The sequence below is a fragment of the Gracilimonas sp. genome (genome assembly GCF_040218225.1).
Classification (GTDB): domain Bacteria; phylum Bacteroidota; class Rhodothermia; order Balneolales; family Balneolaceae; genus Gracilimonas.
On record NZ_JAVJQO010000004.1, the window covers coordinates 1 to 22,012 of the forward strand.

The window sequence follows — 22,012 nt, forward strand, 5'->3', positions numbered from 1 at the left end:
GTTTAGCTACCCCACCGTAGGTCTTCGCCATTACCGTGGTGATCGCCGCCGTCAAAGTCGTCTTGCCGTGGTCTACGTGTCCTATCGTTCCCACGTTCACATGGGGCTTGTTCCGTTGAAAGGTCTCTTTTGCCATGATTAAGCTGTTTTGTTAAGTATTATTTTAAAATTCACATCAATAAAATTTCGACCTGAGCCGATAGTCGGATTTGAACCGACGACCCCTTCCTTACCATGGAAGTGCTCTACCCCTGAGCTATATCGGCGTCGTTGAGCGAGCGACCGGAATCGAACCGGCAACATTCACCTTGGAAGGGTGACGCTCTACCAATTGAGCTACGCTCGCTTACGCGTGGGGAGAGTAGGATTCGAACCTACGAAGTCTCACGACAACAGATTTACAGTCTGCCCCAGTTGGCCGCTTTGGTATCTCCCCAGATAAAATCAATAAATTAAAGATCGCTGAGCCAGTGACCGGATTCGAACCGATGACCGACGGTTTACAAAACCGTTGCTCTACCAACTGAGCTACACTGGCTTTTCGCGAAAGACTTCAAAATTAAGTATGATAGCTTTGATTGTCAATAATGTTTTGTGAAAAAATTTCACTCTTTTTCATCTTTTACGACTTGTCTCTTTCTGCGATAGGAAAAGTAGGCCTTAAGCCCTATAAACAGTGCTATCAATGCTAAAATGACCTTTCCATAGTTGGACAGATACTCCCCGATAATTTGCCAGTTATCACGAATGACCCAGCCCATCGCCAATAGCAGGGTATTCCATAAAACCGAACTGACCAATGAACTCAGAATTGTGGGTGTAATTTTGAGGTGAGACATGCCAGCTGTGAGCGAGATCACCGACCGGGTTCCCGCCAAAAAACGATTCGCTATCACCACGCCTTGCCCCCATCTTTCCATCCACTTTTTGCCTTTTGCAAAATATTTATAGTCTATAAAGCGAAGCAAAAAATGGCTGTCACGATTTTCTTCAATTTGAGCTCCCCACCGATGACCAAGCCAATACATTGTCATAAAGCCAGCCACAGAAGAAATAACCGTAAGGCTCCATACCGGAAATAATTCAATGAGTCCTTCGGCAGCTAAATATCCACCAAAAGCCACAATTACATCTCCCGGCATTGGCGGGATTAGATTTTCGATATAGGCTATTCCAAAAAATATCAGGTAAACACCAATAGGTGGCACCACGCTAATCCAGTCAACAATACTTTGTACAATTTGATCAGCCATCATCCTGCTCTTTGCATAAGAACTACAGCATGGGCTATGATTCCCTCTTCCCGGCCCGCAAACCCCATTTTTTCTGAGGTGGTCGCTTTAACAGATATATCTTCAATAGCACATCCCAGGTCTTCTGCTATGGTTTTGCGGATATCATCTATATGTGGGCGCAATTTTGGCCTTTCTGCTACAACTGTAGCATCAAGGTTCGCCAACTCATATCCTTTTTGAGTTACCAGATCATAGCTTTTTCTAAGCAGTACTCTGCTATCTGCATTTTTGAATTCAGGATTTGTATCAGGAAAATGGGCGCCAATATCCCCCAAAGCCAGGGCACCAAGAATCGCATCAGTTACAGCATGAAGCAGCACATCTGCATCGGAGTGGCCGAGAAGTCCTTTCTCATAAGGAATCTCAACACCGCCGAGCATAAGTTTTCGACCTTTGCTGAACCGGTGAACATCATAGCCATATCCTATTCGTATTCCCTTCATTTTTCCACTCCAAGAATTAATTCCGCAATTTTGAGATCTATAGGATAGGTAATCTTCAAATTCTCCCGATCCCCTTCAACCATTTGAATGACTCCGCCAACACGTTCAACCAGTGAAGCATCATCGGTTCCAACAAAATGATCTTTAAGTGCCGATTCGTAAGCCTTCATTAATAAAGCTTTTTGGAAAACCTGAGGGGTTTGAGCTTGCCATAAAAAAGAACGATTTGGGGTATCCTCGATAACCTTATTCTTATCTACTCTTTTGATGGTATCCTTGGCAGGAACACCCAACACTGCCCCACCAACTTTTGAGGCGACGCTACAGCATTCTTCGATTAGCTGCTTGCGTACAAAGGGCCGAACTGCATCATGCACGGCAACCAATTCACTGTTTGGGGAAACGAGTTTAAGCGCATTATAGATCGAAAATTGCCGCTCTTTTCCTCCCTCCACTACTTGTATATCCAAGGTAGTGGGAACCTGATCAAATATAGATTTAATCTCGGGAATATATTTTTTTGATGTAGCTACTATGATCTGAACTACATCAGGAACCTCAAGAAACCTGGAAATGGTATGTTCGAGAATGGTTTTACTCCCCACCTTCAAAAAAGGCTTAGGGATATCAGAAGCCATTCTCTCGCCCGACCCTGCCGCCGGTATTATGACCGACAGTTTCGACATTTCTAAAGAATCAGCATTGCATCACCGAATGCAAACATACGGTAATCATTTTTCTTGGCTTCTTCGTAAGCTTCCATCAGGAAGTCGTAACCTGCAAAAGCCGCTGCCAGCATAAGTCGCGTAGATTCTGGCTGATGGAAATTGATAACCAATCCTTCAGTGATTTTAAAATCGTAAGGGGGATAAATGAACTTATCAGTCCAGCCGGTACCAGCTTTAGACATGCCACTGGCCATCACACTCGTTTCAATTGTTCGGCAGGAACTTGAACCAATGGCAATTACCCGGTTCTTTTTCTTCTTCAGAGTCTCATTAATTTTATCAGAGGTATCTTTAGAAATGAAGTAATTATCTGAATCCATGCGGTGCTTGGTCAGATCTTCTACCTCAACATTGCGGAAGATTCCCCAGCCAATGTGAAGAGTGGTTGGCAAGAACTCAACACCTTTCTTTTTGATTTTCTCAACTAACTCTTCAGTAAAATGCATACCAGCCGCTGGAGCAGCAACTGCGCCACGTTCGGTAGCAAAAATCGTTTGGTAGCGTTCTTTATCTTCCTCAACAGGCTCACGCTCAATATATGGAGGCAAAGGCATCTTGCCGAGCTCATCCAGCCTGTTATATAGCTCTTGATTTGGCCCTTCATATAAAAACCGAATGGTGCGTCCACGGGATGTAGTATTGTCTACTACTTCAGCCATCAGCTCTTCGTCTTCTTCACCGAAGTACAATTTATTACCAATTCGGATTTTACGGGCAGGCTCAACCAACACATCCCAAAGCATATTTTCAGGCATCAATTCCCTTAACAGAAAAACTTCAATATCAGCTTCTGTTTTCTCTTTCTTACCATTCAGGCGAGCGGGGAACACTTTGGTATTGTTGTAGATCATGACATCATCTTTGTTGATGTATTCATGAATCTTATCAAATGTAGTATGCTCGATAGTTTTTTCAGCACGATTAAGAACCATCAATTTGGCTGAATCTCTTTTCTTCAGTGGTTCTTCAGGAATGTTTAAATCGTCGATTTCAAATTTAAAGTCGGTGAGCTTCATTTAGCTATTTATCAGGTTATTCAGTACTGTTGGAAAAGTTGAATAAGATAGAGTTTTTTTTATGGGATTTCAAAGCAACTCCCCATTGTCTGTTGTTTATTATTATAGGCCAATTCATTATACTTAAGGAACTGCTCTTACGTTCAACAGTAAACTTTTACGAGCAATATGAAAAAATTATTCACACTCACTTTTGCATTCGCAATTATTTTTAGTGTACAACTTTCTGCCCAGCTGAGAGAAAATCTCCCTACGTATTATGATTATTCAGGGCCGATTGTTAATTCACAATCTTCAACTGTTCAAGGATGGCTTAACAACTTTTTCCAGAACAATGTGACCATGAGTCATTCTTATTCAATGAGTTTTGGTGCTGTGGGTGGCTCTTACCAAAACGTAAATGCATACACCAACACGCTCAATTTTATGTTTAGCCCAGATCTCACAGGGCGCCTTGATGTATCTTTTCTTCACTCTCCTTTCGGAGGCACTGATTTTGTTAACACCAACAATAACCTCGGTGGACAGGTATTAATCCGTAACGCAGAGCTGAACTATAAGATTAGTGATAACGCGCACATTCAGTTGCAGTACCAGCAGTTGCCTGCTTACGGTTTTCATAATCCCTATGGGCTTGGGTCTTATGGATACAACCGATTCAACCCTTGGTATTAGGAGTATTAACCTTTAGTTGATGGCAGATACAAACGGCAAGAGCTCTTCCGGTACTAACGAACTTTTTTTAAACGCCGCCATTGGATTTTTAAGTGTACTCCTGTTGGTTTTGTTTGCTGCACTTTTTACCCGCATTGTTTACCCGCGTATTTTTAATGAAAGGGCTGAACTTCAATCAGAGCTTATAAGCGAAATAATCCAGATTGAGGTTTTAAATGGCTGTGGGATATCAGGCATAGCCAATTCCTACACCGGACTTCTTAGAAAAAATGGATTTGATGTAGTTGAAACCGGAAACTTTGAAACGTTTGACCTCCAGGAAACCCTTATAATATCACGAAGCGGAGTAATGGATAACGCTTACCGGGTAGCCAATGCACTTGGCGTTTCTGAACAAAATGTAATACGGGAGTCTTCTCCCGACTTCTATCTTGACGTAAGCGTAATTATAGGCCACGACTTTGAAAAACTAAACACTGATTAATTTATGACCGACATCAAACAACCAGCAAAAAAACAATTTGAAAACGCCTTTACGGATGACACTCCCGATTCACAGGAAATGGTAGAAGTGATCACGGAAGCCCTGCTTAGCCGAAAAGGTAAAGACATTACGGTGCTGGATGTTTCTGAGCTCACTACGCTTACCGATTATTTCGTAGTGTGCCATGGTAATTCAGATGTACAAATTAAGGCCCTTGCTGATGTAGTGGAAGACGATGTTCGTGAAAAAATGGGCGAAAAGGCCTGGAAGAAAGAAGGCCTGCAAGGGCGCTCATGGGTAATCCTGGATTTTGTAAACATTGTAGTACATGTAATGAGTAAAGAAAAACGCGACTTCTACGGGCTCGAACGCATGTGGAATGATGCTAAGGTTACCTATATTGAAGATTCTGACGAAAAATGAACGTTCTTAAATCCTTACTCTTATCGTTAACTCTTTTTCTTTTCATCATGGGTTGCGCCGCCAATCAACCTACACTAGAAGAAACGTATCCGAATTTAGTTAAAGAAAACCCTCCAGAGCGCATACCATATGTAGAGAAAGGAGTAACCATTGATAGTATTGCTTTTATCAGAGTACAAAAGCAAAAAACGTTGCTCATCGAAGGAACTTTCCCAAATCCATGCACCCAAATACTGCGGGTTGATGAACGTACTGTTCCTGAAATTCTATATATAGATATCATAGGATGGCAGAGATATCAGCAGAGCTGTGCCGAAACTATTGCTCCTTTCACCTACGTTCATAAAGGTATCAGTGCTGAACAATGGGCTAATATGAAATTGATTGTAATAAATGGAATCGAATTTGAACTACCCTTAGGTTCCAACAACTGAATAACCCGGCATGCCCAAAATCCTTATTACAGAGCCAATTCCTGATGAAGTAATTGCATATTTGGAGAGCTTCGCATCCGTCACGATCGGCAAAAAAGGAACCTACCAATCAGAAGAAGCACTGGTCAGGGACATCCCGGATTATGACGGCTTGCTTTCTATGCTTTCAAACCCTGTATCTGATACTGTTTTGAAGGCTGGAAAAAATCTGAAAGTGGTAGCAAATTTCGCGGTTGGATATGATAATATTGATGTTGAAACAGCTCATAAGCTGGAAATAAAAGTAGCTAATACTCCGGATGTACTAACCGAAGCATGTGGAGATTATGCAATGGGTTTGCTGCTTGCTCTTTCACGTAAGTTTAAGGAAGCCGAGCAGTATCTTCGCGATGGCAAATTCACAGGATGGGAACCGCTTGGTTTTTTGGGAATGGAATTGCGGGACAGAACCATCGGAATTATCGGCATGGGAAGAATTGGGCAGGCCTTTGCAAACCGGGCTCGTGCTTTTGGGATGAATATCATCTACCACAACCGAGCAAAGTTAGCCGAAGAAATAGAAAAAGAACTTGAGGCAGAATTTATTTCAGACCATAAAGAGCTGGCCAAACGTTCTGATGTCCTCAGCCTGAACTGCCCTCTTACAAACGAGACACATCACCTGGTGAATCAGGAGCTGCTTGAATTAATGCCGGAACATGCATTATTAATAAACATTTCAAGAGGTGCTGTTATTGATGAAGCTGCTTTGGCTCAGGCCTTACATTCAGAAAAAATAGCAGGCGCTGCTTTGGACGTATTTGAAAAAGAGCCTGAAGTACATCCTGATTTGTTATCCGCTCCGAATACTATTTTACTTCCACACATCGCCAGTGCCACCCATCGCACCAGAGAGGCTATCGGAATGCTTGCCGCTAAAGCCATTTTATCTGTACTGGAAGGCAAGCCCGATCATGAAATACCAAACTTGATTAGCCGTTAATTTACGCTCATATTCGTTCTTAACTTTATGAGTAGAGCTATATTGAAATCCCCCATAAAAAATAGAACCTGGGCTCTTGCCTTTCTGCTGACTCTGATCGCTCTGGTCTATGGAATATTCGAAATTTGGACTGAACAAGGAGAGCTTTCTGAAATAGAACAGGTTCAACTGGCAAACCAGTCTGTCTATAAAGCGCTACAAAACTATAGCGAATTTGAAGAGAATTTTATCAATGAAAGCGAACGGTTTTCTGCATTTGCGAAACGGCACTTAGAGAGCAATAGTCCTTTAAATGAATTAGCTGATGAAGCTGAGAAAGGCTTTGACTTCTGGGGACTTTCCCTGTTTCGGGATAACGAGCTGATGCTATGGACCGGGTTTGCGACAAAAACACTTCCTGCTAAACCTGATAGCAGCAGCAATGATGTGTTCGTAAGCGTTGAGCAAAATAATAACGTCACCTTCTTAAATCTGCGTACTTCCCTGGAAGTTGATCAGAATGATTCCTTATTACATTATGAACTCATTACCCGGAAAAGAATTAAGCAGGAGAATATTTTACCCATTGGGAGTAATGCTGAGCTTAGTCCTTCGTTGCTTTTTCAATCAGAATCAGAATATCCTGTCCATTTTAGCTTTTTTGAAAATCCTCCACAGAACGTTCAGTTCAAGACAAAAATATCTACTCAAAGTATAGATTCGGCCGGGGTAATTTATACGCTTGCTGAAGACTATGGAAGCTACAGATCAACCCAACAAAATCGCTACTTTTTATACAGGGCTATTTTTTATGCGGTCTTCATTTGCCTTGTGACTCTATTTTTAATCTCCGTTTCCAGGGAGTTGAGTATATGGAAATCATTATTGCTCAAGCTTTTTGCCATCACGCTGGCCTGGGCCTTCTTTTCCAATATAGAATATGGTGTAGGCTGGATTGAAATTTTCTATGCCTTAGGGCAGGAGGATTTCCTGCTCCTAAAACCAATGGCTAAATACGGCGTGCATTCTTTATTCATTCTGTTACTAACCATCGTTTGTTTTCGTCCGTTGGTTTTTTCAGAGATAGAGCTTCGGGAAAAGCCTAAAATTATTGTACCAATAATGGTGGTCTTCTTTGGTTTTTTATGTGCCTTTTTGCTCCACTTTTATATTATAGAGACCTACAACCTCTTCACACAAACTTCAATTCCGGTTTTAGATCTTGAAGTATTTCCAAAATGGGATACCTTCGTTTTTTATATCATTTCGGGCGTTTTTTCCATCTCGTGTATTACCCTATTAACACTGCTTGGCTGGTTTATCTTAAAGCTGACATTTAACCCTACTATCATATCTTTCTTATTTATTCTCTCAGGGTATATAGTTGGGATGTTTATCCTGTTCGAATTAAGTGCGACTACTCATATTGCAGGCTGGATCACTCTGACCACAGGAATTTTCTTCGCCACCATTCTTACTTTCATTTTTCTGGCTTATAAGAATCCTGCGTTATTCACTTACGCATCTCGCTTGCGGTTACTGCTATTATTCAGCTACATCTCGGTTTGTATAACATATATTGCTGTTTATAAAGGGTATTCTGAGCGACTAAATGGGCAAATGCAGCGTGCGGCCGAGTTATTTGTAGACGAGGAAGCTACTCAAGCTGAAAACATTGCGAGAAATTTGTTAACCAGCCTGGAACGGTCGGTATCAAACCTTACCGAGCAGGATTTAAACCAGCGCCCATCTTTTGTAGAAAACTATTTCACCCAGCAAACACAACAACTCATCACGGAAGAGTGGGAGCGGTTTTCGATTTCTACCCAACTCGTTAACAATAACGGCGATATTATCGGTGAATATTCGTCTGATTTGGATTCTCCGGCATGGACCCGTGCTTTCAACATTTTGTCTCTTGTTATTCCGTTCGAAGAAGAACAAATAAGATTAGCAAACCTGAGACCTATTGTACGTGAGAGGCCACTGAATGAGACAAATTCTAACTACTCCTCATTTCGGCGTGCATGGATTCCACTTTATGAAAATCGAGCCGCCCCGCAACGGATAGGATGGATATTATGCTCTGTTTATCGCGAACGCCCTCAATTTGAAAAGCCATTACGTGCTGTTATTGCCTCAGAGTGCAGTGAGAACTGGAATGCGTCTATCAGCATCACAGAATATGTAGATAAACTCGCCTCTCGCAGAAATATCGTTGGTATTCCTTTGGAAATACCCAGCTATTTGCGGCTTCCTGATGAGTTAACTGAGGAAATCATGATGGAACAGGATTCCTCGATGTTCCGAACATCAGGGCTGGGAGATCAACAAATCCGGGAATTCTTTATTGCAACTTCCGGTGAGAAAATTATTCGGGCGGCCACGAACCATCCTGGTTTTGACAACCATCTTTTTTCCGTTCTTCGTTTTTTCTTTAGTGTATTGATTACCGGGTTACTCGTTCTGGGCTCTCTTTTCTGGAAAAAAGACCTGAATATTCTTGGTCATAACAGACGATTCCGGGACCGGTTGATTGATCGGTTCGTTTTTGCCTCCCTGCTCTGCCTGATGGCATTAATTGCCACCACGTATTATGCCATCAAGAGCCAAAACCAGAAAAGCGTACAGGATCAGCTGCTTGATAAACTCGGCAATCTTACTGATGCCATTTCTCTTCAGGAGACACAATCGCCCAACGCCTCTGTAATACCCCTGAATGAACTGACATCCACACTCGATGCTGATGCCGCTCTTTACAGGGATAAAACTATAAACACATCTACCACCAGCCAGATTTATAATCAACATCTTCTGCCAAGAATATTGCCCTGGGATGTATATGAATCTATTTACAACAGGGGTAACCAGCAGGTTACAAGGAAAGCGATACTTGGTAATCAGCAACTGTTGATAGGTTATCAACCCTGGCTCAACAGTGAAGCAGAAATTGCCGGAATTGTAGCGATCCCAACATTCCTTGAAGCTCCTAAATTCAATGAACAGCTGCTTTCTACAACCAGCTATTTACTTGGCTTTTATGTAATTATTTTCGGGCTTTTCATTATCGGAGCTGCTTTAATCTCTACCCAATTAACCTCACCCCTTGAAGCACTCCGTGAGGGACTGAAGAAAATATCCGGCGGGGATTTGGAAACCACGCTACCCGTGAAAAGCAAAGATGAAATTGGCTCTCTGACAAATGCCTACAACGTCATGGTGTATAAGTTAAAAGATCTGCAGCAAGATCTGGCCCGTGCCGAACGAGAAGCCGCATGGAAAGAGATGGCCCAGCAGGTTGCCCATGAAATTAAAAATCCGCTTACTCCAATGAAGTTAAACTTGCAGCACCTGGAACGTCAGCTTAATGTGCCAGAGGAAGAGTTCAAACTGATGAAGCCAAAAATAGAGAAGATAGCTGCTAATATGATTGAGCAAATTGAATCTCTGAATCATATTGCTTCAGACTTTTCTAAGTTTGCAAAACCATCCAGTAAAGAATTCAAAGAGATTGAAATAAATAGTTTACTGGCTTCTGTAGCAGAGCTCTATCAACCTGAAGATGACCTTAGAATTAAAACAGAACTGTATTCTGAAGAATTATATGTAATGGGTGTTAAGGAGGAACTTCGCAGGGTACTTGTTAACTTAATGAAGAATGCTTCAGAAGCCATGCCCAATGGAGGGACTGTCACTTTATGCTCATTGACCGATAAAGACAAACCATTTGTGCTCATAGAAGTTGTAGACACCGGCGAAGGCATCCCAAAAGAAAATAATGAGGATATTTTTGTCCCTAACTTCTCTACAAAATCAAGTGGCACTGGCTTAGGGTTGGCTATCTCGAAAAAAATCATTGAAGAACATGATGGTAAAATATCCTTTGAATCTACCCCTGGTAAGGAAACCATCTTTAGAATAACTCTTCCAATCCATAGCAGAGAATCAGGGAATGCCTAAACAGGACTGACATTTTTTACTTAAACTTTATCCGAATTGATAAATATTTGTCCGTACCTTTGCTTCCCTGATGAAAATCCCTCGTAGAGAAATAAAGAAAGAAGGCCTGAAATTACTGGCCATTGGAAGCCCCATTATTGCCACCCAGCTTTTGCGCATGGGACTTAATTTTACCGATACCGTGATGGCAGGTAATCTTTCTGCTCTTGATCTTGCTGCCGTTGCCATAGGGAATGCTATTTATATGCCCATCGGGATTTTTTGCATGGCTACACTCATTGCCGTTAATCCGGTGGTTTCTCAGCTTTTGGGAGCCCGTAAGTTTGAGGAAATAGGTAAGAGTGCCCGGCAGATGTTCTGGCTTATCCTCATGCTTACCATCCCGGCCTTCTTCCTGATACGCAATCTGGATTTGGTGATGCACCTCATGGGTGTTACTCCGGAAATTATTCCCTTAGCCGATGGATACCTGAAAGCTATTTCCTGGGGGATTTTACCGCTGCTTGCCTATGCTGGCGTGCGTTATTTTAGTGAGGGACTATCCGTCACCAAGCCGGCTATGTATATCGCAGCCGCGAGCCTTGTACTCAACGTTGGAGCCAATTATGTGCTGATGTATGGAAAATTAGGGTTTCCTGCGTTGGGGGCGATAGGAACCGGCTATGCGACTTCAATTATTAACTTTTTCGGAGCCGTGATTTTTATCGCCTTTACTGCCTCATTCAAACCCTTCAAACGATTTAATATTTTTGAACGAACAACCGGACCGGAGTGGAAATACATTGGAGAACTCATTAAAGTCGGGGTTCCAAACGGAATCAGCTCTTCAATGGAAGTACTGCTTTTTGCTACCGTCAGCTTATTAATGGGAACACTTAGTGTAAAAGCAGCAGCAGCTCACCAAATCGCCATTAATGTAGCTGCCACTATGTTCATGATTCCCTTTGGGCTTTCTATGGCAATATCTCAGCGAGTAGGGTTTTCGTGGGGACAGGGATCGATGGCCAAAGCCCGATTTCGTGGATTTGTGGGAATTATCATTTGTGCAGGAGTGATGACGCTTACCGCCATTTTATTATTTCTGGCCCCCGAATTTATCATCAGTATTTACACCGACGATATTGATGTAGCAACCGTTGCCGTTTCCCTGCTTTTTATGGCTGCCATTTTCCAGATTTCAGATGGATTACAGGTAGGTGCTTTTGGAGCGCTGCGAGGACTGAAAGACACCCGTGTTCCCATGATTGTGAATTTCATTTCCTACTGGCTGATTGGTTTTCCAACGGGATATCTGTTAGGAATTCATCTCGGATACGGGCCCGAAGGCCTTTGGATTGGGCTGATTGGGGGACTGAGTGTAGCAGCCGTTCTCCATAATTATCGATTTAATAAGCTTACTAAAGCCAAAAACACAATCTGAATGAAGCCCTGATTCAAAAGGTTTGGATAACACACCCAAATTGTTATCCTACTGCATGGCCATTTTTATTCATGATATAGCAACTTCAGTTCCTCCTTTCTCAAGTGATCAGCAGCACATCCGCGAAGTCATGAAAAAGCATGTAGGAACCGATCGAAAAACCAAATCCATTATTCATCGCATCTATACGCAGTCTGGGATAGAAAAACGGCATTCTGTAGTACAAGATTTTGAACCCAACCAACATGGCAAATTATTTTTCAATGGTCAGGTTAAAACAGAACCGGGTACCGCAGCCCGAAATCAGGTATACGAGAAAGAATCAAGAAAGCTTTTTGTGGATGTTGGTCGGAAACTGCTTGCTGATAATCCTCATATTTCTTCTGAAGAAATTACACACGTAATAACCGTTTCATGTACGGGTTTTTACGCTCCCGGGCCAGATTATGAATTAGTAAAAGCTCTGGGGCTTAAGCCCTCAACCGAACGCTTTCATGTTGGTTTTATGGGGTGCTATGCTGCTTTTCCAGCTATGAAAATGGCACAGTCTTTTTGCAAGGCCGACCCGGATGCCGTTGTTTTATTGGTAAGTGCAGAACTATGCACCCTCCATTTTCAATTTAAGAACGACACAGACAATTTACTATCGGGTTCTGTATTTGCAGATGGTGCTGCCGGAATGATTATCTCATCAAAACCACCAAAGAAACAAAGTTTTGAGATTCAGCAATTTGCATCTTCACTGGTTCCTAAGGGAGAAAAAGATATGGCCTGGACGATCGGCGATTCTGGCTTCAACATGGTGCTTTCCACCTATGTGCCGGATATCATCAAGGAAAACCTGGAGTCGGTCGTGAAGCCCCTCTATAATAAGTACAATCTCAACAACCAAGACATAGACTATTGGGCTCTGCATCCGGGAGGCCGGGCCATACTGGATAAAATTGAAGACAGCCTTAAGTTGAGTCCTGAGCAAATTTCTGCTTCCCGAAGTGTCTTGGCCGAATTTGGAAATATGAGCAGCGCTACGGTTTTATTTGTACTTAAGAAGTTACTCGATTCTGAGTTATCGGCCGGACAAAATGTCCTATCGATGGCTTTCGGCCCTGGCCTGACTATAGAAAGCGGTCTTTTGAAAGTAATCCACCCAAAGCAGAACTAAACTATGCCTGTATTTCTATCAAAGCGCCGGCCAAACCTGATAGAATACATGGATCACAAAGATTGTGATCCTGCTCTTTTAGAGAATACCTATCGTCAATTTGCAACCATCAACCTGCTGCTATCACAGTGGAAAAGCATCTATAAGAATGAACTCCGGCCTCTGATGCATGAAAGCAAAACCTACACCCTCCTTGATATTGGATTTGGTGGAGGCGATGTTCCGATACAACTAACGGAGTGGGCTAAGAAGGATGGGATTGATGTAAAGATTACAGCCATAGAAACAGACAAACGCGCCTTCGACTACGTTCAAAAAATCGACACTCCGAATGAGATTACATTTAAGTACTGTTCTTCTACCGATCTGCTTTCCGAATCCGTCTCATTCGATTTTGTGATTTCCAATCACGTGCTTCATCATCTTTCTGAACATCAAACCAACCAGATTTTAAAAGAAGCTAAAGCGCTGGCTTCTCAAAAAGTAATCTTTAATGATATTGAGCGAAGTGATATAGGGTTTGCTCTCTTCACTACTTTTGCCCGATTGATTTTCAGAAACTCTTTTATCGTTGCCGATGGATTAACCTCCATAAAACGCAGCTATACAAAAGCCGAGATTAAAGAAATGATTCCAAAAAATTGGACGGTAAAACGATTATTTCCCTTTCGCCTATTATTGATACATGACAAAAGCTGATGTTGACATACCCGTCGTAATTGTGGGCGGAGGTCCCGTAGGACTTTTTCTTGCCATATGCCTGATCAAAAAAGGAATTAAGTGCCGGGTATTGGAGAAAAGGCAAGAACCTGTACCTGATTCACGGTCATTGGGCATTCACCCTGTATCTCTTGAGCTTTTTGATGAAGTTGGGATCACGGAGCCATTCTTAACTTCCGGTTTAAAAATCAGGAAAGGTCTTGCGCTTACCGAAGACAAAAAGCTGGGTGAAATTTCATTCGAATACTGCCCCAAACCTCACAATTATATTCTGGCTTGTCCACAATTCACCACAGAAAAAATCTTGCGTAATGAACTGCAAAAGCTTGATGAAGATGCCCTTATAACCGGAGCAACTGTAAAACACTTTGATGAACATGAGCAGTTTGTGGAAATTACCTATTCAATTGATCAGCAAACAAATCAACAAATAACGGCTAACTACATCATCGGTTGTGACGGGAAAAACAGCGCCGTCCGTCAACAAGCCTCTATCCACTATTCCGGAAAGCGATATAACGATACCTACATTATGGGCGATTTTGAAGACACCACCGACTTTGGCGCTGATGCAGCTGTATTCCTTCCAAACGGCGGACTTATTGAGTGTTTTCCTCTTCCTAACGGAATGCGGCGATGGGTAGTAAAGACCAACCAATATATTTCGGAACCCAGCCAGTTAAAGCTGGCGACATTGGTTCAAGAAAGGCTTGGTTATGATTTGTCCGAAATCAAAAGTACCATGCTCAGCAGCTTTGGGGTTCAACATTTTATGGCAGAGACATTTGCAAAGGGAAGGGTTTTATTAGCCGGCGACGCAGCTCATGTTGTCAGCCCCATTGGTGGTCAGGGAATGAACCTAGGCTGGCTGGATTGCCAGAATTTGGCAAAGCGGTTACATACACTTACTGATGACAAAGGCGAATTAAACTATGACCCTGCCACTCTTAAAAAATATTCTCTCCGCCAAAAGAAAATAGTCAAAAAAGTGGGCCGCCGGGCTGAAATCAACATGGCTTTGGGCAGAAAACCCGGTATTCCGTTTCTTAGGAATCTCTTTGTTAAAGGCATATTACAATCACCCCTGAGAAACAAGGTGGCAGAGATTTTCACTATGCGCGGGTTAAACGACTGGTGGATTTAAACATGAAAGGAAAGAATACTGGTTGAACCAATCTCCGGGTTCTGAGTATAGGTTATATCGCCTTCCAGTTTTTCTACCAGTTTCTGAACTACTGATTTGGGACTTTTCTTAACCTCATCACCCTTCTCTTCTACTTCAGTTCCTCGCCCATTGTCTGTCACAATAATCACAATTTTGTCTTTGCTGGTCTGCTTCAGGCTTACAATTACTTCGCCGATTTCTTTACCAGAAGAAGCTTTTTTGTATGCATTGGTCATTAACTCATTCAGAATTAATCCGCATAACATGCTTCGATTACTATCCAGACTCACCTCTTCAAAGCGTAAATTGAGTCGAACATCTTTCTCTGAATCTTCAAATGCATGTTCAACCTGACTTGCAACCAACCCCAGGTATGCAGGTAAGTCTATAGCGTCAGGCTTTTCTCTGTCAGGCAAAAAGGACTGCACTTCCATCACCGATTTGATCCGGGAGTTTGCAGAATGCAAAATCCTTCGTGATTTAAGATCTCTGATTTCTTCTAAATCAAATTCCAGAAGATCAGAGATTGCCGACAAGTTATCATACAGTTGCTGACGAATATCAAGAAGCTGTTCATCCCGTTCGGAAAGTTTTCTCTCCACCTCATCAAATTTTTTGGACCGCTCGATGGCGGAAGCAACATGAAGGGCCAGCGACTCAAACACAGGTACATCTTCGTTCACGAACATCTGCCCATCCTTTTTGTTGATGGCCTGTAGTACACCGAATGCCTGTCCCTCATTATCCTGCAAAGGCACACAAATGATATTCCGGGTTGTGAAGCCTGTAGATAAGTCTTTCCAGAAAATATCACTTTCTACTACATCATTTGAAATAAAGGGCTGGTTATAGGAAATCACCCATCCGCCAATTCCCTTACTTTTCGGAACAGCCATCCCCATAATTTCATCTTTTACGGGGCCGGTGGGTATGCTCACATTTAAGTCACCGGTAAGTTCATCCAAAAGCATGAGAGAACTTGCTTCCGAATTCATCACTACTTTGGCAGCTTCCATACATTTCCGAAGCACTTCTTTCAACTGCAACGTTCTGTTTATTCCATCTACAACATGCAGTAAAAGTCCTTCATGGCCAGAAGTCTTTATACCTTCTCTCACTATATTTTTGTCCTCGTCTTTAATAACTATATACCCGAAAATTGTCTTTATAAGAGGCTAAAACTGAGAAATTTAGCTCCCCTTTTTGCACTCCAATAATAATCATTATAGAAAATAAAAAAAGCACAGAATAAAATTCTGTGCTTTAGACTCATTTAACCAAGTTGATTAGTTTTCTGCTTTGCTCTTTTTAAGGTAATCAAGCAGTACCGTATGCAGAATCCCTCCATTGCGGTAGTAATCTACCTCAACAGGAGTATCAATTCTACAATCCGTCACAAACTCAACAACTTCTCCATTGGTTTTGGTTGCCGTCACTTTGATCTCGTCACGTGCTTTCACATTGTCATCCACGTGGATATCAAATGTTTCTGAACCGTCTAAGCCAAGCGTGTCAGCACTTTCGCCTTCTTTAAACTGAAGGGGAAGTACACCCATTTGGATCAGGTTTGATCGGTGAATACGCTCATAAGAAGTCGCAATTACCGTTTTGATTCCGAGCAGCGCTGTACCTTTTGCCGCCCAGTCACGTGATGAACCGGTTCCGTACTGCTTACCAGCTAAGGCAACCAGAGGCGTATTTGTTTCTTTGTATTTCAGTGATGCATCATAAATCGTTGTGATTTCATCATCAGGGAAATACTTGGTAAACCCGCCTTCTTTTCCGGGAGCCAGCTGATTCTTAAATCGAACGTTGGCAAAGGTACCACGCGTCATCACACGGTCGTTACCGCGGCGTGAACCGTAGGAGTTAAAGTCTTTTTTCTCCACTCCATGTTCTTTAAGGTAAATTCCTGCCGGAGCGTCTTCTTTAATATTACCAGCTGGAGAAATATGATCAGTGGTGATGGAGTCGCCAACTTTCACCAAAGCTCTCGCGCCTTTAATGGGCTTGATGGGCTCCGGCTCTTCATTCATATCCATGAAAAATGGAGGTTCCTGAATGTAGGTTGATTCTTCACTCCAGTTGAACAAATCCCCACCAGATACCGGAATTTCTTCCCAGGTCGGTGATTCAAAAATATCACCATACATTTTCTCGAACAGCTCCGGACGAATAGCTGCATCCAGATGTTCAGCAATCTCAGCCGTTGATGGCCAGATATCTTTCAAATAAACATCATTGCCATCTTTGTCTTTACCTAAAGGTTCGGTGGCAAGATCGATATCAACGCTTCCGGCCAGTGCATAAGCTACAACCAGCGGCGGTGAAGCCAGGTAATTTGCTTTCACCCATGGGTGAATTCGGCCTTCAAAGTTACGGTTTCCGGAAAGTACACCAGCGGCAATCAGGTCGCCTTCTTTTATGGCTCGCTCAACCGGTTCGGGTAACGGGCCTGAGTTTCCGATACAAGTTGTACAGCCGTAACCGACCAGGTTAAATCCAAGTTTATCCATGTACTCGGTCAAACCGGCTTCTTTCAGATACTCAGTTACCACACGTGAACCGGGAGCGAGTGAAGTTTTCACATAAGCAGGTACTTTAAGTCCTTTTTCATATGCTTTTTTCGCAACAATTCCGGCACCCAGCATTACGCTTGGGTTGGAAGTGTTGGTACAGGATGTAATCGCGGCAATAACCACATCACCGTGCTTCATCTCAATTTCCTGTCCGTTCTTATACAATCCTTTGTTGGCCAGTTTTTCCTGCGCCAGGTTGAAACCCATGGTTGGGTTGTCGCTGGTCAGCGAGTTTTCGAACGCCTTCTTCATATTACCGAGGGTAATCCGGTCGTGAGGAAGTTTTGGGCCTGCAAGTGAAGTCTCAACGGTACTCAGATCAAGTTCCAGTGTAGAAGAGAATTCCGGATCAGGAGTATCATCCGTTCTGAATAAGCCCTGAGCTTTGGTGTAATTTTCAACCAGTTGCACCAACTCTTCGGAACGTCCGGTTCTTCTCATATATCGCAATGACTCTTTATCAATTGGGAAGAAGCCCATGGTAGCTCCGTACTCAGGAGCCATGTTTGCGATGGTAGCCCTGTCAGGAAGACTCATGTTGCTGAGCCCATCCCCGTAAAATTCAACAAACTTACCCACTACGCCATGCTCACGGAGCATTTGAGTAACCGTAAGCGTCAGGTCGGTAGCGGTAACCCCTTCGCGAAGTTTGCCTGTCAGTTTCATTCCGGTTACTTCAGGAACCAACATGGAAATAGGCTGGCCCAGCATGGCTGCTTCCGCTTCAATTCCACCAACGCCCCAGCCGAGAATACCGAGTCCGTTAATCATGGTTGTGTGAGAATCGGTTCCAACCAGCGTATCAGGATAAGCAGTTGTAGATCCGTCTGCTTCTTTCCGGGTGAAAACACCGCGGCCTAAATACTCAAGGTTTACCTGGTGCACAATTCCACGTCCCGGAGGTACCACGCGGAAGTTATCAAAAGCTTCTTTACCCCATTTCAGGAATTCGTAGCGCTCGTTGTTACGCTCCATTTCTTTTTCCACGTTGAACATCAGCGCGGCATCTTGCCCGAACATATCAACCTGTACAGAGTGGTCAATCACCAGGTCTACAGGAACCTGTGGGTTGATGTCGGTAGCTTTACCACCCATGCGTTTCATCGCAGACCGGAGGGCAGCCAAATCAACTACAGCCGGAACTCCGGTAAAATCCTGCAACACTACCCGGGAAGGTTTAAAAGGAATTTCACCCTGTGGATCTTTGGCATTATAATTAGCCAGTGCCTCAATATCTTTTTCAGTAACAGCGTATCCGTCAAATTCGCGGAGTACGGCTTCCAACAATATTTTTACAGAGAAGGGGAGTTTATCAATACTCTTATAACCCAGCTCTTTCAGTTTTGGAAGGCTATGCAAGTAAGCCTTGCCCGAACCGGTTTCAAATTCAACTCTGGTTTGCTTCAGTTTGTCGCTCATTTTTTACTCGATTTAGATTTTCTTTCTCCTAATACCCAAAGGTACAAATCTTTTTGGGCTTTGTCTTTATGAAGTATCTATGAGATTTATTGAATCCGGTGATTGATTCAACGTTACCGATTACACTGGTCTCGCTGGTCCATAACCTTGGTGGTGCATTGTAGAACAGAGCGTTAAAACAAGATAAACTTCTTCAATACTAACAAACCGATCATTTGGTTAATCTCTGTTGATAAGTGCAGGAACTATTCCAAAACCTGTACCCGACTTAGTTAATTTAACAGGCGTTACTTCGAATAAATTTTATCTGCTGCAAAAATTAATTTGTAACAACCGATAAGTTTATATATCTATTACTTAGTAACTAAACTCAAAAAAAAAAAATAGTTAAGAGAGATATGCGAAAGATAACTTTCATCTATATGTTCATCGCCTCTGTATTAGTATTGTTTTCAGGATGCAGTTTGTTAGGTGGTGAGGATGAGAAAAAAATAAAAGAACTGATCCCGCCCCAACAAGAACTTATTCCCCTTGAAGTAGGTAATTACTGGGTGTATGAACAGTGGTACTTAGATCCCTCCAATAAGGATACTGTCCGAGAAGAGATTATTGGAACCCGAAGAATTATTGCGGAAGACATTATGGTAGATGCTTTCGAATCCGTACGGTTCCGATATGACAGCCAGCCAGCTGATGATGCGTTAATTGCCCTGAAAGCAAACGGACAGGATGGGCATTATTTCCTGGGCGGCTGGACAGATATTGATTCGCTTTACATTAATAATCGCCGATACGCATATCCCGCTGAAGCGGGGGATACTCTGAGTTCCCGGCAAATTTTATTTGATACGGAAACGAAAGAGTACAAAATAGGCAGCACCCGCACCATTGAATTAATGGAGACCAACCGCACAATTACCACTCCAGCCGGAGTTTTTGAAAATTGCTACGTGTACAGACATCAAGACTATAATCGTCTATTCCCATATTATCAATACATATATGTAAAGCCAGGAACTGGAATTGTCGGAGGTAAAACAGTCGGGACAAATGATTCTACCAATTATGCCGGTGAATATTTCTTAATGGATTACAGAGTTAAATAATGAGGTTTTTGGGGATTATCCCAATTAATAAAACAAGGAGAAATATGTTAAAGAAATCAAGATTAACCATTATAATTTTGAGCTTACTATTCACATCAACATTGTATGCTCAAGAGGAGAGTAATTTGTTCACATATTCTACTGTGGAACGAAACTCACTTTCTAATACAGCAAATGAATTGCTGAATAAAATTGAAAGTGCTAAACAAGTAAAAAGTGTACGATTGATTGAAATTCATGAATTGCAATCTCAATCTGAGAAACTATCCATTTCTGTACGTCTTCCAAATGGGGATTCTTTTAATTTTTTGAAGACATCTGCAAAGTCAATAAAAGAAGGATACCACTATTGGAAAGGGGTTGATGAGGAAAATAGCGCAAGTTTTAGCTTGGTAATTTCCGAAAATGATTTAACCGGCATGATCCGCGCAAAAGGTATAATGTTTGACATTGGCCCCTTGCAAAACACCACATACCATATCCTAAAAGAAATTGATTCCTCTGAGTTAGATCATGAATTAGCCCCTATTGAAGTGGAGAACAATAACACTGATACGAGTAGAAAGCATTAAAACGCAGGTAAAAACAAAATCAGCACTCCAACAATTAATATACTTGTAGCTTATACGACTAATGCAAAAAATAATCATTCAGGAAATATTGAAAGTTCAATAGTATTAGCTGAAGGAAATATGGATAATTCATTTTCTAATAGCGGAATCAATGCAGATGTGGATGTCGTGCATACCATGGAGGTAAATTACTCTGAAAGCTCTGACTCGTTCCTCAATCTTTGTAGATTAACTACTTCAGAAACTGATACCCCAACTGAATGTAGTTCCTATTCTTCTTTGAATGGATATATTGATCAAATACACGAAAAGAGATATGATTATGATGCACAAGTAGTCGTTCTCATAACCGGTTCAGGAGGGGCTGGAATTGGATGGCTAAGATCTGATACAGATTATGCATTTTCAATAGCCCGAGAAGATCGTTTTGTTTCTACTTATACCATGGCACATGAAATAGGCCATAACATTGGCGCTCAACACAATAAGAGTCAGGATCAAAACCCATATTACCCCTATGGTCATGGGTATAATTACAACCCTGCAAACTGGAGTACCATTATGGCCTATCCCCCAAGCGGAAGTTCAAGAATTAACCACTTTTCCAATCCAGATGAAACGTTCGCAGGGGTAGCAACAGGAACAGCATCAGATGAAGATAATGCCAGAGTTTGGGATAACAGGGCGGGAATCGTTTCAAATTTTAATCCTCCTGCTCCTCCTCCTGTCGTTAATCTTTCAGGCCCATCCTCAATTGAAACCAATCAGAACTATACCTATAGTGCCAGTGTTACCGGCGGTGTTACTCCTTACTCTTACCAGTGGGCCAAAAAAACCTCCAGCACCAGCCCGTGGGTAAACATTGGAACCGGCAGTTCCATTACCTATAATAGCGCTACTGCCGGTCAGGTTAGTTTGCGGGTAACGGTAACTGACAACAACTCAAACACGGATGAAGACCTCAAAAATATTCTCATTACAGACGGAAGTGGGTGTATAATCTGTAAAGCCATCACCCTTCCTGAGCAGTTTGAGCTTAGCCAAAACTACCCCAATCCCTTTAATCCGTCTACCCAGATAAACTATGCCCTGCCGGAAGCTGCTGACGTGACGCTGAAGGTGTATAACATTATGGGACAGGAAGTAGCAACCCTGGTAAATACCTCCATGAGCGCCGGATTCCATGAATACACTTTTGATGCCGGAAACCTGTCCAGCGGTATCTATATTGCTCGCTTGGTTGCGACAGGCCAAAGCGGGGAAACTTTCACTCAGGAACTGAAAATGCAATTGATTAAATAGTCGTTTTCTCTGAATTGTCATTAATTCTACACTATAGCCGGAAAGCTTCTTCTTTCCGGCTTTTTTTATTCATTCTCATGTTGATATCTACAAGAATTACTTCTATCTTATTCGACTTTCCAATTTGACGAAATAAAAGAGTTTAATC

Annotated in this window: 20 protein-coding genes and 4 tRNA genes; 13 read left to right on the plus strand and 11 right to left on the minus strand. The window is 42.3% G+C overall.

Annotated features, from left to right (window positions below; translation table 11 throughout):
• The 9 genes from RIB15_RS03950 to queA form a co-directional block, all read right to left on the minus strand.
• On the minus strand, positions 1 to 136 hold a 136-nt coding region (locus RIB15_RS03950), incomplete at its 3' end, for a GTP-binding protein (RefSeq protein ID WP_350201445.1).
• Between the two features lie 58 nt (positions 137 to 194).
• Positions 195 to 266: transfer RNA gene (locus RIB15_RS03955), tRNA-Thr, on the minus strand.
• Positions 267 to 273: 7 nt separating this feature from the next.
• A tRNA-Gly gene (locus RIB15_RS03960) sits at positions 274 to 346 on the minus strand.
• 7 nt (positions 347 to 353) lie between these two features.
• Positions 354 to 436: transfer RNA gene (locus tag RIB15_RS03965), tRNA-Tyr, on the minus strand.
• Positions 437 to 465: 29 nt separating this feature from the next.
• Positions 466 to 538 (minus strand) — tRNA-Thr (locus tag RIB15_RS03970).
• A gap of 67 nt (positions 539 to 605) precedes the next feature.
• Positions 606 to 1,253 carry a DedA family protein gene (locus RIB15_RS03975; protein ID WP_350200857.1) on the minus strand — a complete coding sequence of 216 codons (648 nt, stop codon included), beginning with the start codon at positions 1,251 to 1,253 and terminating at the stop codon, positions 606 to 608.
• On the minus strand, positions 1,253 to 1,729 hold the full coding sequence (gene ispF / locus RIB15_RS03980) for a 2-C-methyl-D-erythritol 2,4-cyclodiphosphate synthase (RefSeq protein WP_350201446.1): 477 nt from the start codon (positions 1,727 to 1,729) through the stop codon (positions 1,253 to 1,255). The genes RIB15_RS03975 and ispF overlap by 1 nt, the downstream gene beginning before the upstream one ends.
• Before the next feature lie 5 nt (positions 1,730 to 1,734).
• Complete coding sequence (gene ispD / locus RIB15_RS03985) at positions 1,735 to 2,424, minus strand: 2-C-methyl-D-erythritol 4-phosphate cytidylyltransferase (protein WP_350200858.1); 690 nt, start codon at positions 2,422 to 2,424, stop codon at positions 1,735 to 1,737.
• Positions 2,425 to 2,426: 2 nt separating this feature from the next.
• A complete protein-coding gene (gene queA / locus RIB15_RS03990; protein ID WP_350200859.1) occupies positions 2,427 to 3,482 on the minus strand; it encodes a tRNA preQ1(34) S-adenosylmethionine ribosyltransferase-isomerase QueA in 1,056 nt (351 codons plus the stop codon).
• Positions 3,483 to 3,650: 168 nt separating this feature from the next.
• On the opposite strand from queA, the gene RIB15_RS03995 reads away from it, so the two are divergent.
• The 10 genes from RIB15_RS03995 (at position 3,651) to RIB15_RS04040 (ending at position 14,865) form a co-directional block, all read left to right on the plus strand.
• Positions 3,651 to 4,157, plus strand: a complete 507-nt coding sequence (locus tag RIB15_RS03995) for a hypothetical protein (protein WP_350200860.1) — start codon at positions 3,651 to 3,653, stop codon at positions 4,155 to 4,157.
• 19 nt (positions 4,158 to 4,176) lie between these two features.
• Positions 4,177 to 4,641, plus strand: coding sequence for a LytR C-terminal domain-containing protein (locus tag RIB15_RS04000; RefSeq protein ID WP_350200861.1), 465 nt, complete (start codon positions 4,177 to 4,179; stop codon positions 4,639 to 4,641).
• A 3-nt stretch (positions 4,642 to 4,644) separates the two neighbouring features.
• Positions 4,645 to 5,064: a ribosome silencing factor gene (gene rsfS, locus RIB15_RS04005; RefSeq protein WP_350200862.1), complete on the plus strand. Its 420-nt coding sequence runs from the start codon at positions 4,645 to 4,647 to the stop codon at positions 5,062 to 5,064.
• Positions 5,061 to 5,498, plus strand: a complete 438-nt coding sequence (locus RIB15_RS04010) for a hypothetical protein (RefSeq protein ID WP_350200863.1) — start codon at positions 5,061 to 5,063, stop codon at positions 5,496 to 5,498. The genes rsfS and RIB15_RS04010 overlap by 4 nt, the downstream gene beginning before the upstream one ends.
• Positions 5,499 to 5,508: 10 nt before the next feature.
• Positions 5,509 to 6,480, plus strand: coding sequence for a 2-hydroxyacid dehydrogenase (locus RIB15_RS04015; protein WP_350200864.1), 972 nt, complete (start codon positions 5,509 to 5,511; stop codon positions 6,478 to 6,480).
• A 27-nt stretch (positions 6,481 to 6,507) separates the two neighbouring features.
• Positions 6,508 to 10,419, plus strand: coding sequence for a sensor histidine kinase (locus RIB15_RS04020; protein WP_350200865.1), 3,912 nt, complete (start codon positions 6,508 to 6,510; stop codon positions 10,417 to 10,419).
• Positions 10,420 to 10,489: 70 nt separating this feature from the next.
• The gene (locus tag RIB15_RS04025; protein WP_350200866.1) at positions 10,490 to 11,839 is read left to right on the plus strand and encodes an MATE family efflux transporter; all 1,350 of its coding nucleotides are present in this window, start codon (positions 10,490 to 10,492) and stop codon (positions 11,837 to 11,839) included.
• Positions 11,840 to 11,894: 55 nt separating this feature from the next.
• Positions 11,895 to 13,001, plus strand: a complete 1,107-nt coding sequence (locus RIB15_RS04030) for a type III polyketide synthase (protein ID WP_350200867.1) — start codon at positions 11,895 to 11,897, stop codon at positions 12,999 to 13,001.
• A 3-nt stretch (positions 13,002 to 13,004) separates the two neighbouring features.
• Complete coding sequence (locus RIB15_RS04035) at positions 13,005 to 13,700, plus strand: methyltransferase domain-containing protein (RefSeq protein WP_350200868.1); 696 nt, start codon at positions 13,005 to 13,007, stop codon at positions 13,698 to 13,700.
• The gene (locus RIB15_RS04040) at positions 13,687 to 14,865 is read left to right on the plus strand and encodes an FAD-dependent oxidoreductase (protein ID WP_350200869.1); all 1,179 of its coding nucleotides are present in this window, start codon (positions 13,687 to 13,689) and stop codon (positions 14,863 to 14,865) included. Before RIB15_RS04035 ends, RIB15_RS04040 begins: the two co-directional genes overlap by 14 nt.
• Here the strand turns inward: RIB15_RS04040 and RIB15_RS04045 are convergent.
• Positions 14,862 to 16,004: a GAF domain-containing protein gene (locus RIB15_RS04045; protein ID WP_350200870.1), complete on the minus strand. Its 1,143-nt coding sequence runs from the start codon at positions 16,002 to 16,004 to the stop codon at positions 14,862 to 14,864. The genes RIB15_RS04040 and RIB15_RS04045 overlap by 4 nt on opposite strands.
• A gap of 168 nt (positions 16,005 to 16,172) precedes the next feature.
• Entirely contained in the window at positions 16,173 to 18,884 is a 2,712-nt protein-coding gene (gene acnA / locus RIB15_RS04050; RefSeq protein ID WP_350200871.1) for an aconitate hydratase AcnA, read from the minus strand.
• A gap of 398 nt (positions 18,885 to 19,282) precedes the next feature.
• On the opposite strand from acnA, the gene RIB15_RS04055 reads away from it, so the two are divergent.
• From RIB15_RS04055 to RIB15_RS04065, 3 genes are read left to right on the plus strand one after another with little or no spacing between them, the layout of a single operon-like run.
• Complete coding sequence (locus tag RIB15_RS04055; RefSeq protein WP_350200872.1) at positions 19,283 to 19,990, plus strand: hypothetical protein; 708 nt, start codon at positions 19,283 to 19,285, stop codon at positions 19,988 to 19,990.
• 44 nt (positions 19,991 to 20,034) lie between these two features.
• Complete coding sequence (locus RIB15_RS04060) at positions 20,035 to 20,562, plus strand: hypothetical protein (protein WP_350200873.1); 528 nt, start codon at positions 20,035 to 20,037, stop codon at positions 20,560 to 20,562.
• 33 nt (positions 20,563 to 20,595) lie between these two features.
• Positions 20,596 to 21,864 carry a M12 family metallo-peptidase gene (locus RIB15_RS04065; protein WP_350201447.1) on the plus strand — a complete coding sequence of 423 codons (1,269 nt, stop codon included), beginning with the start codon at positions 20,596 to 20,598 and terminating at the stop codon, positions 21,862 to 21,864.
• Positions 21,865 to 22,012 lie beyond the last annotated feature (148 nt).

Bases quoted from the DNA above. Each gene is read 5' to 3' on its own strand.
- RIB15_RS03975 (WP_350200857.1), bottom strand. From the start codon at position 1,253: ATGGCTGATCAAATTGTACAAAGTATTGTTGACTGGATTAGCGTGGTG.
- ispD (WP_350200858.1), bottom strand. From the start codon at position 2,424: ATGTCGAAACTGTCGGTCATAATACCGGCGGCAGGGTCGGGCGAGAGA.
- queA (WP_350200859.1), bottom strand. From the start codon at position 3,482: ATGAAGCTCACCGACTTTAAATTTGAAATCGACGATTTAAACATTCCT.
- RIB15_RS03995 (WP_350200860.1), top strand. From the start codon at position 3,651: ATGAAAAAATTATTCACACTCACTTTTGCATTCGCAATTATTTTTAGT.
- RIB15_RS04000 (WP_350200861.1), top strand. From the start codon at position 4,177: ATGGCAGATACAAACGGCAAGAGCTCTTCCGGTACTAACGAACTTTTT.
- rsfS (WP_350200862.1), top strand. From the start codon at position 4,645: ATGACCGACATCAAACAACCAGCAAAAAAACAATTTGAAAACGCCTTT.
- RIB15_RS04010 (WP_350200863.1), top strand. From the start codon at position 5,061: ATGAACGTTCTTAAATCCTTACTCTTATCGTTAACTCTTTTTCTTTTC.
- RIB15_RS04015 (WP_350200864.1), top strand. From the start codon at position 5,509: ATGCCCAAAATCCTTATTACAGAGCCAATTCCTGATGAAGTAATTGCA.
- RIB15_RS04020 (WP_350200865.1), top strand. From the start codon at position 6,508: ATGAGTAGAGCTATATTGAAATCCCCCATAAAAAATAGAACCTGGGCT.
- RIB15_RS04025 (WP_350200866.1), top strand. From the start codon at position 10,490: ATGAAAATCCCTCGTAGAGAAATAAAGAAAGAAGGCCTGAAATTACTG.
- RIB15_RS04030 (WP_350200867.1), top strand. From the start codon at position 11,895: ATGGCCATTTTTATTCATGATATAGCAACTTCAGTTCCTCCTTTCTCA.
- RIB15_RS04035 (WP_350200868.1), top strand. From the start codon at position 13,005: ATGCCTGTATTTCTATCAAAGCGCCGGCCAAACCTGATAGAATACATG.
- RIB15_RS04040 (WP_350200869.1), top strand. From the start codon at position 13,687: ATGACAAAAGCTGATGTTGACATACCCGTCGTAATTGTGGGCGGAGGT.
- acnA (WP_350200871.1), bottom strand. From the start codon at position 18,884: ATGAGCGACAAACTGAAGCAAACCAGAGTTGAATTTGAAACCGGTTCG.
- RIB15_RS04055 (WP_350200872.1), top strand. From the start codon at position 19,283: ATGCGAAAGATAACTTTCATCTATATGTTCATCGCCTCTGTATTAGTA.
- RIB15_RS04060 (WP_350200873.1), top strand. From the start codon at position 20,035: ATGTTAAAGAAATCAAGATTAACCATTATAATTTTGAGCTTACTATTC.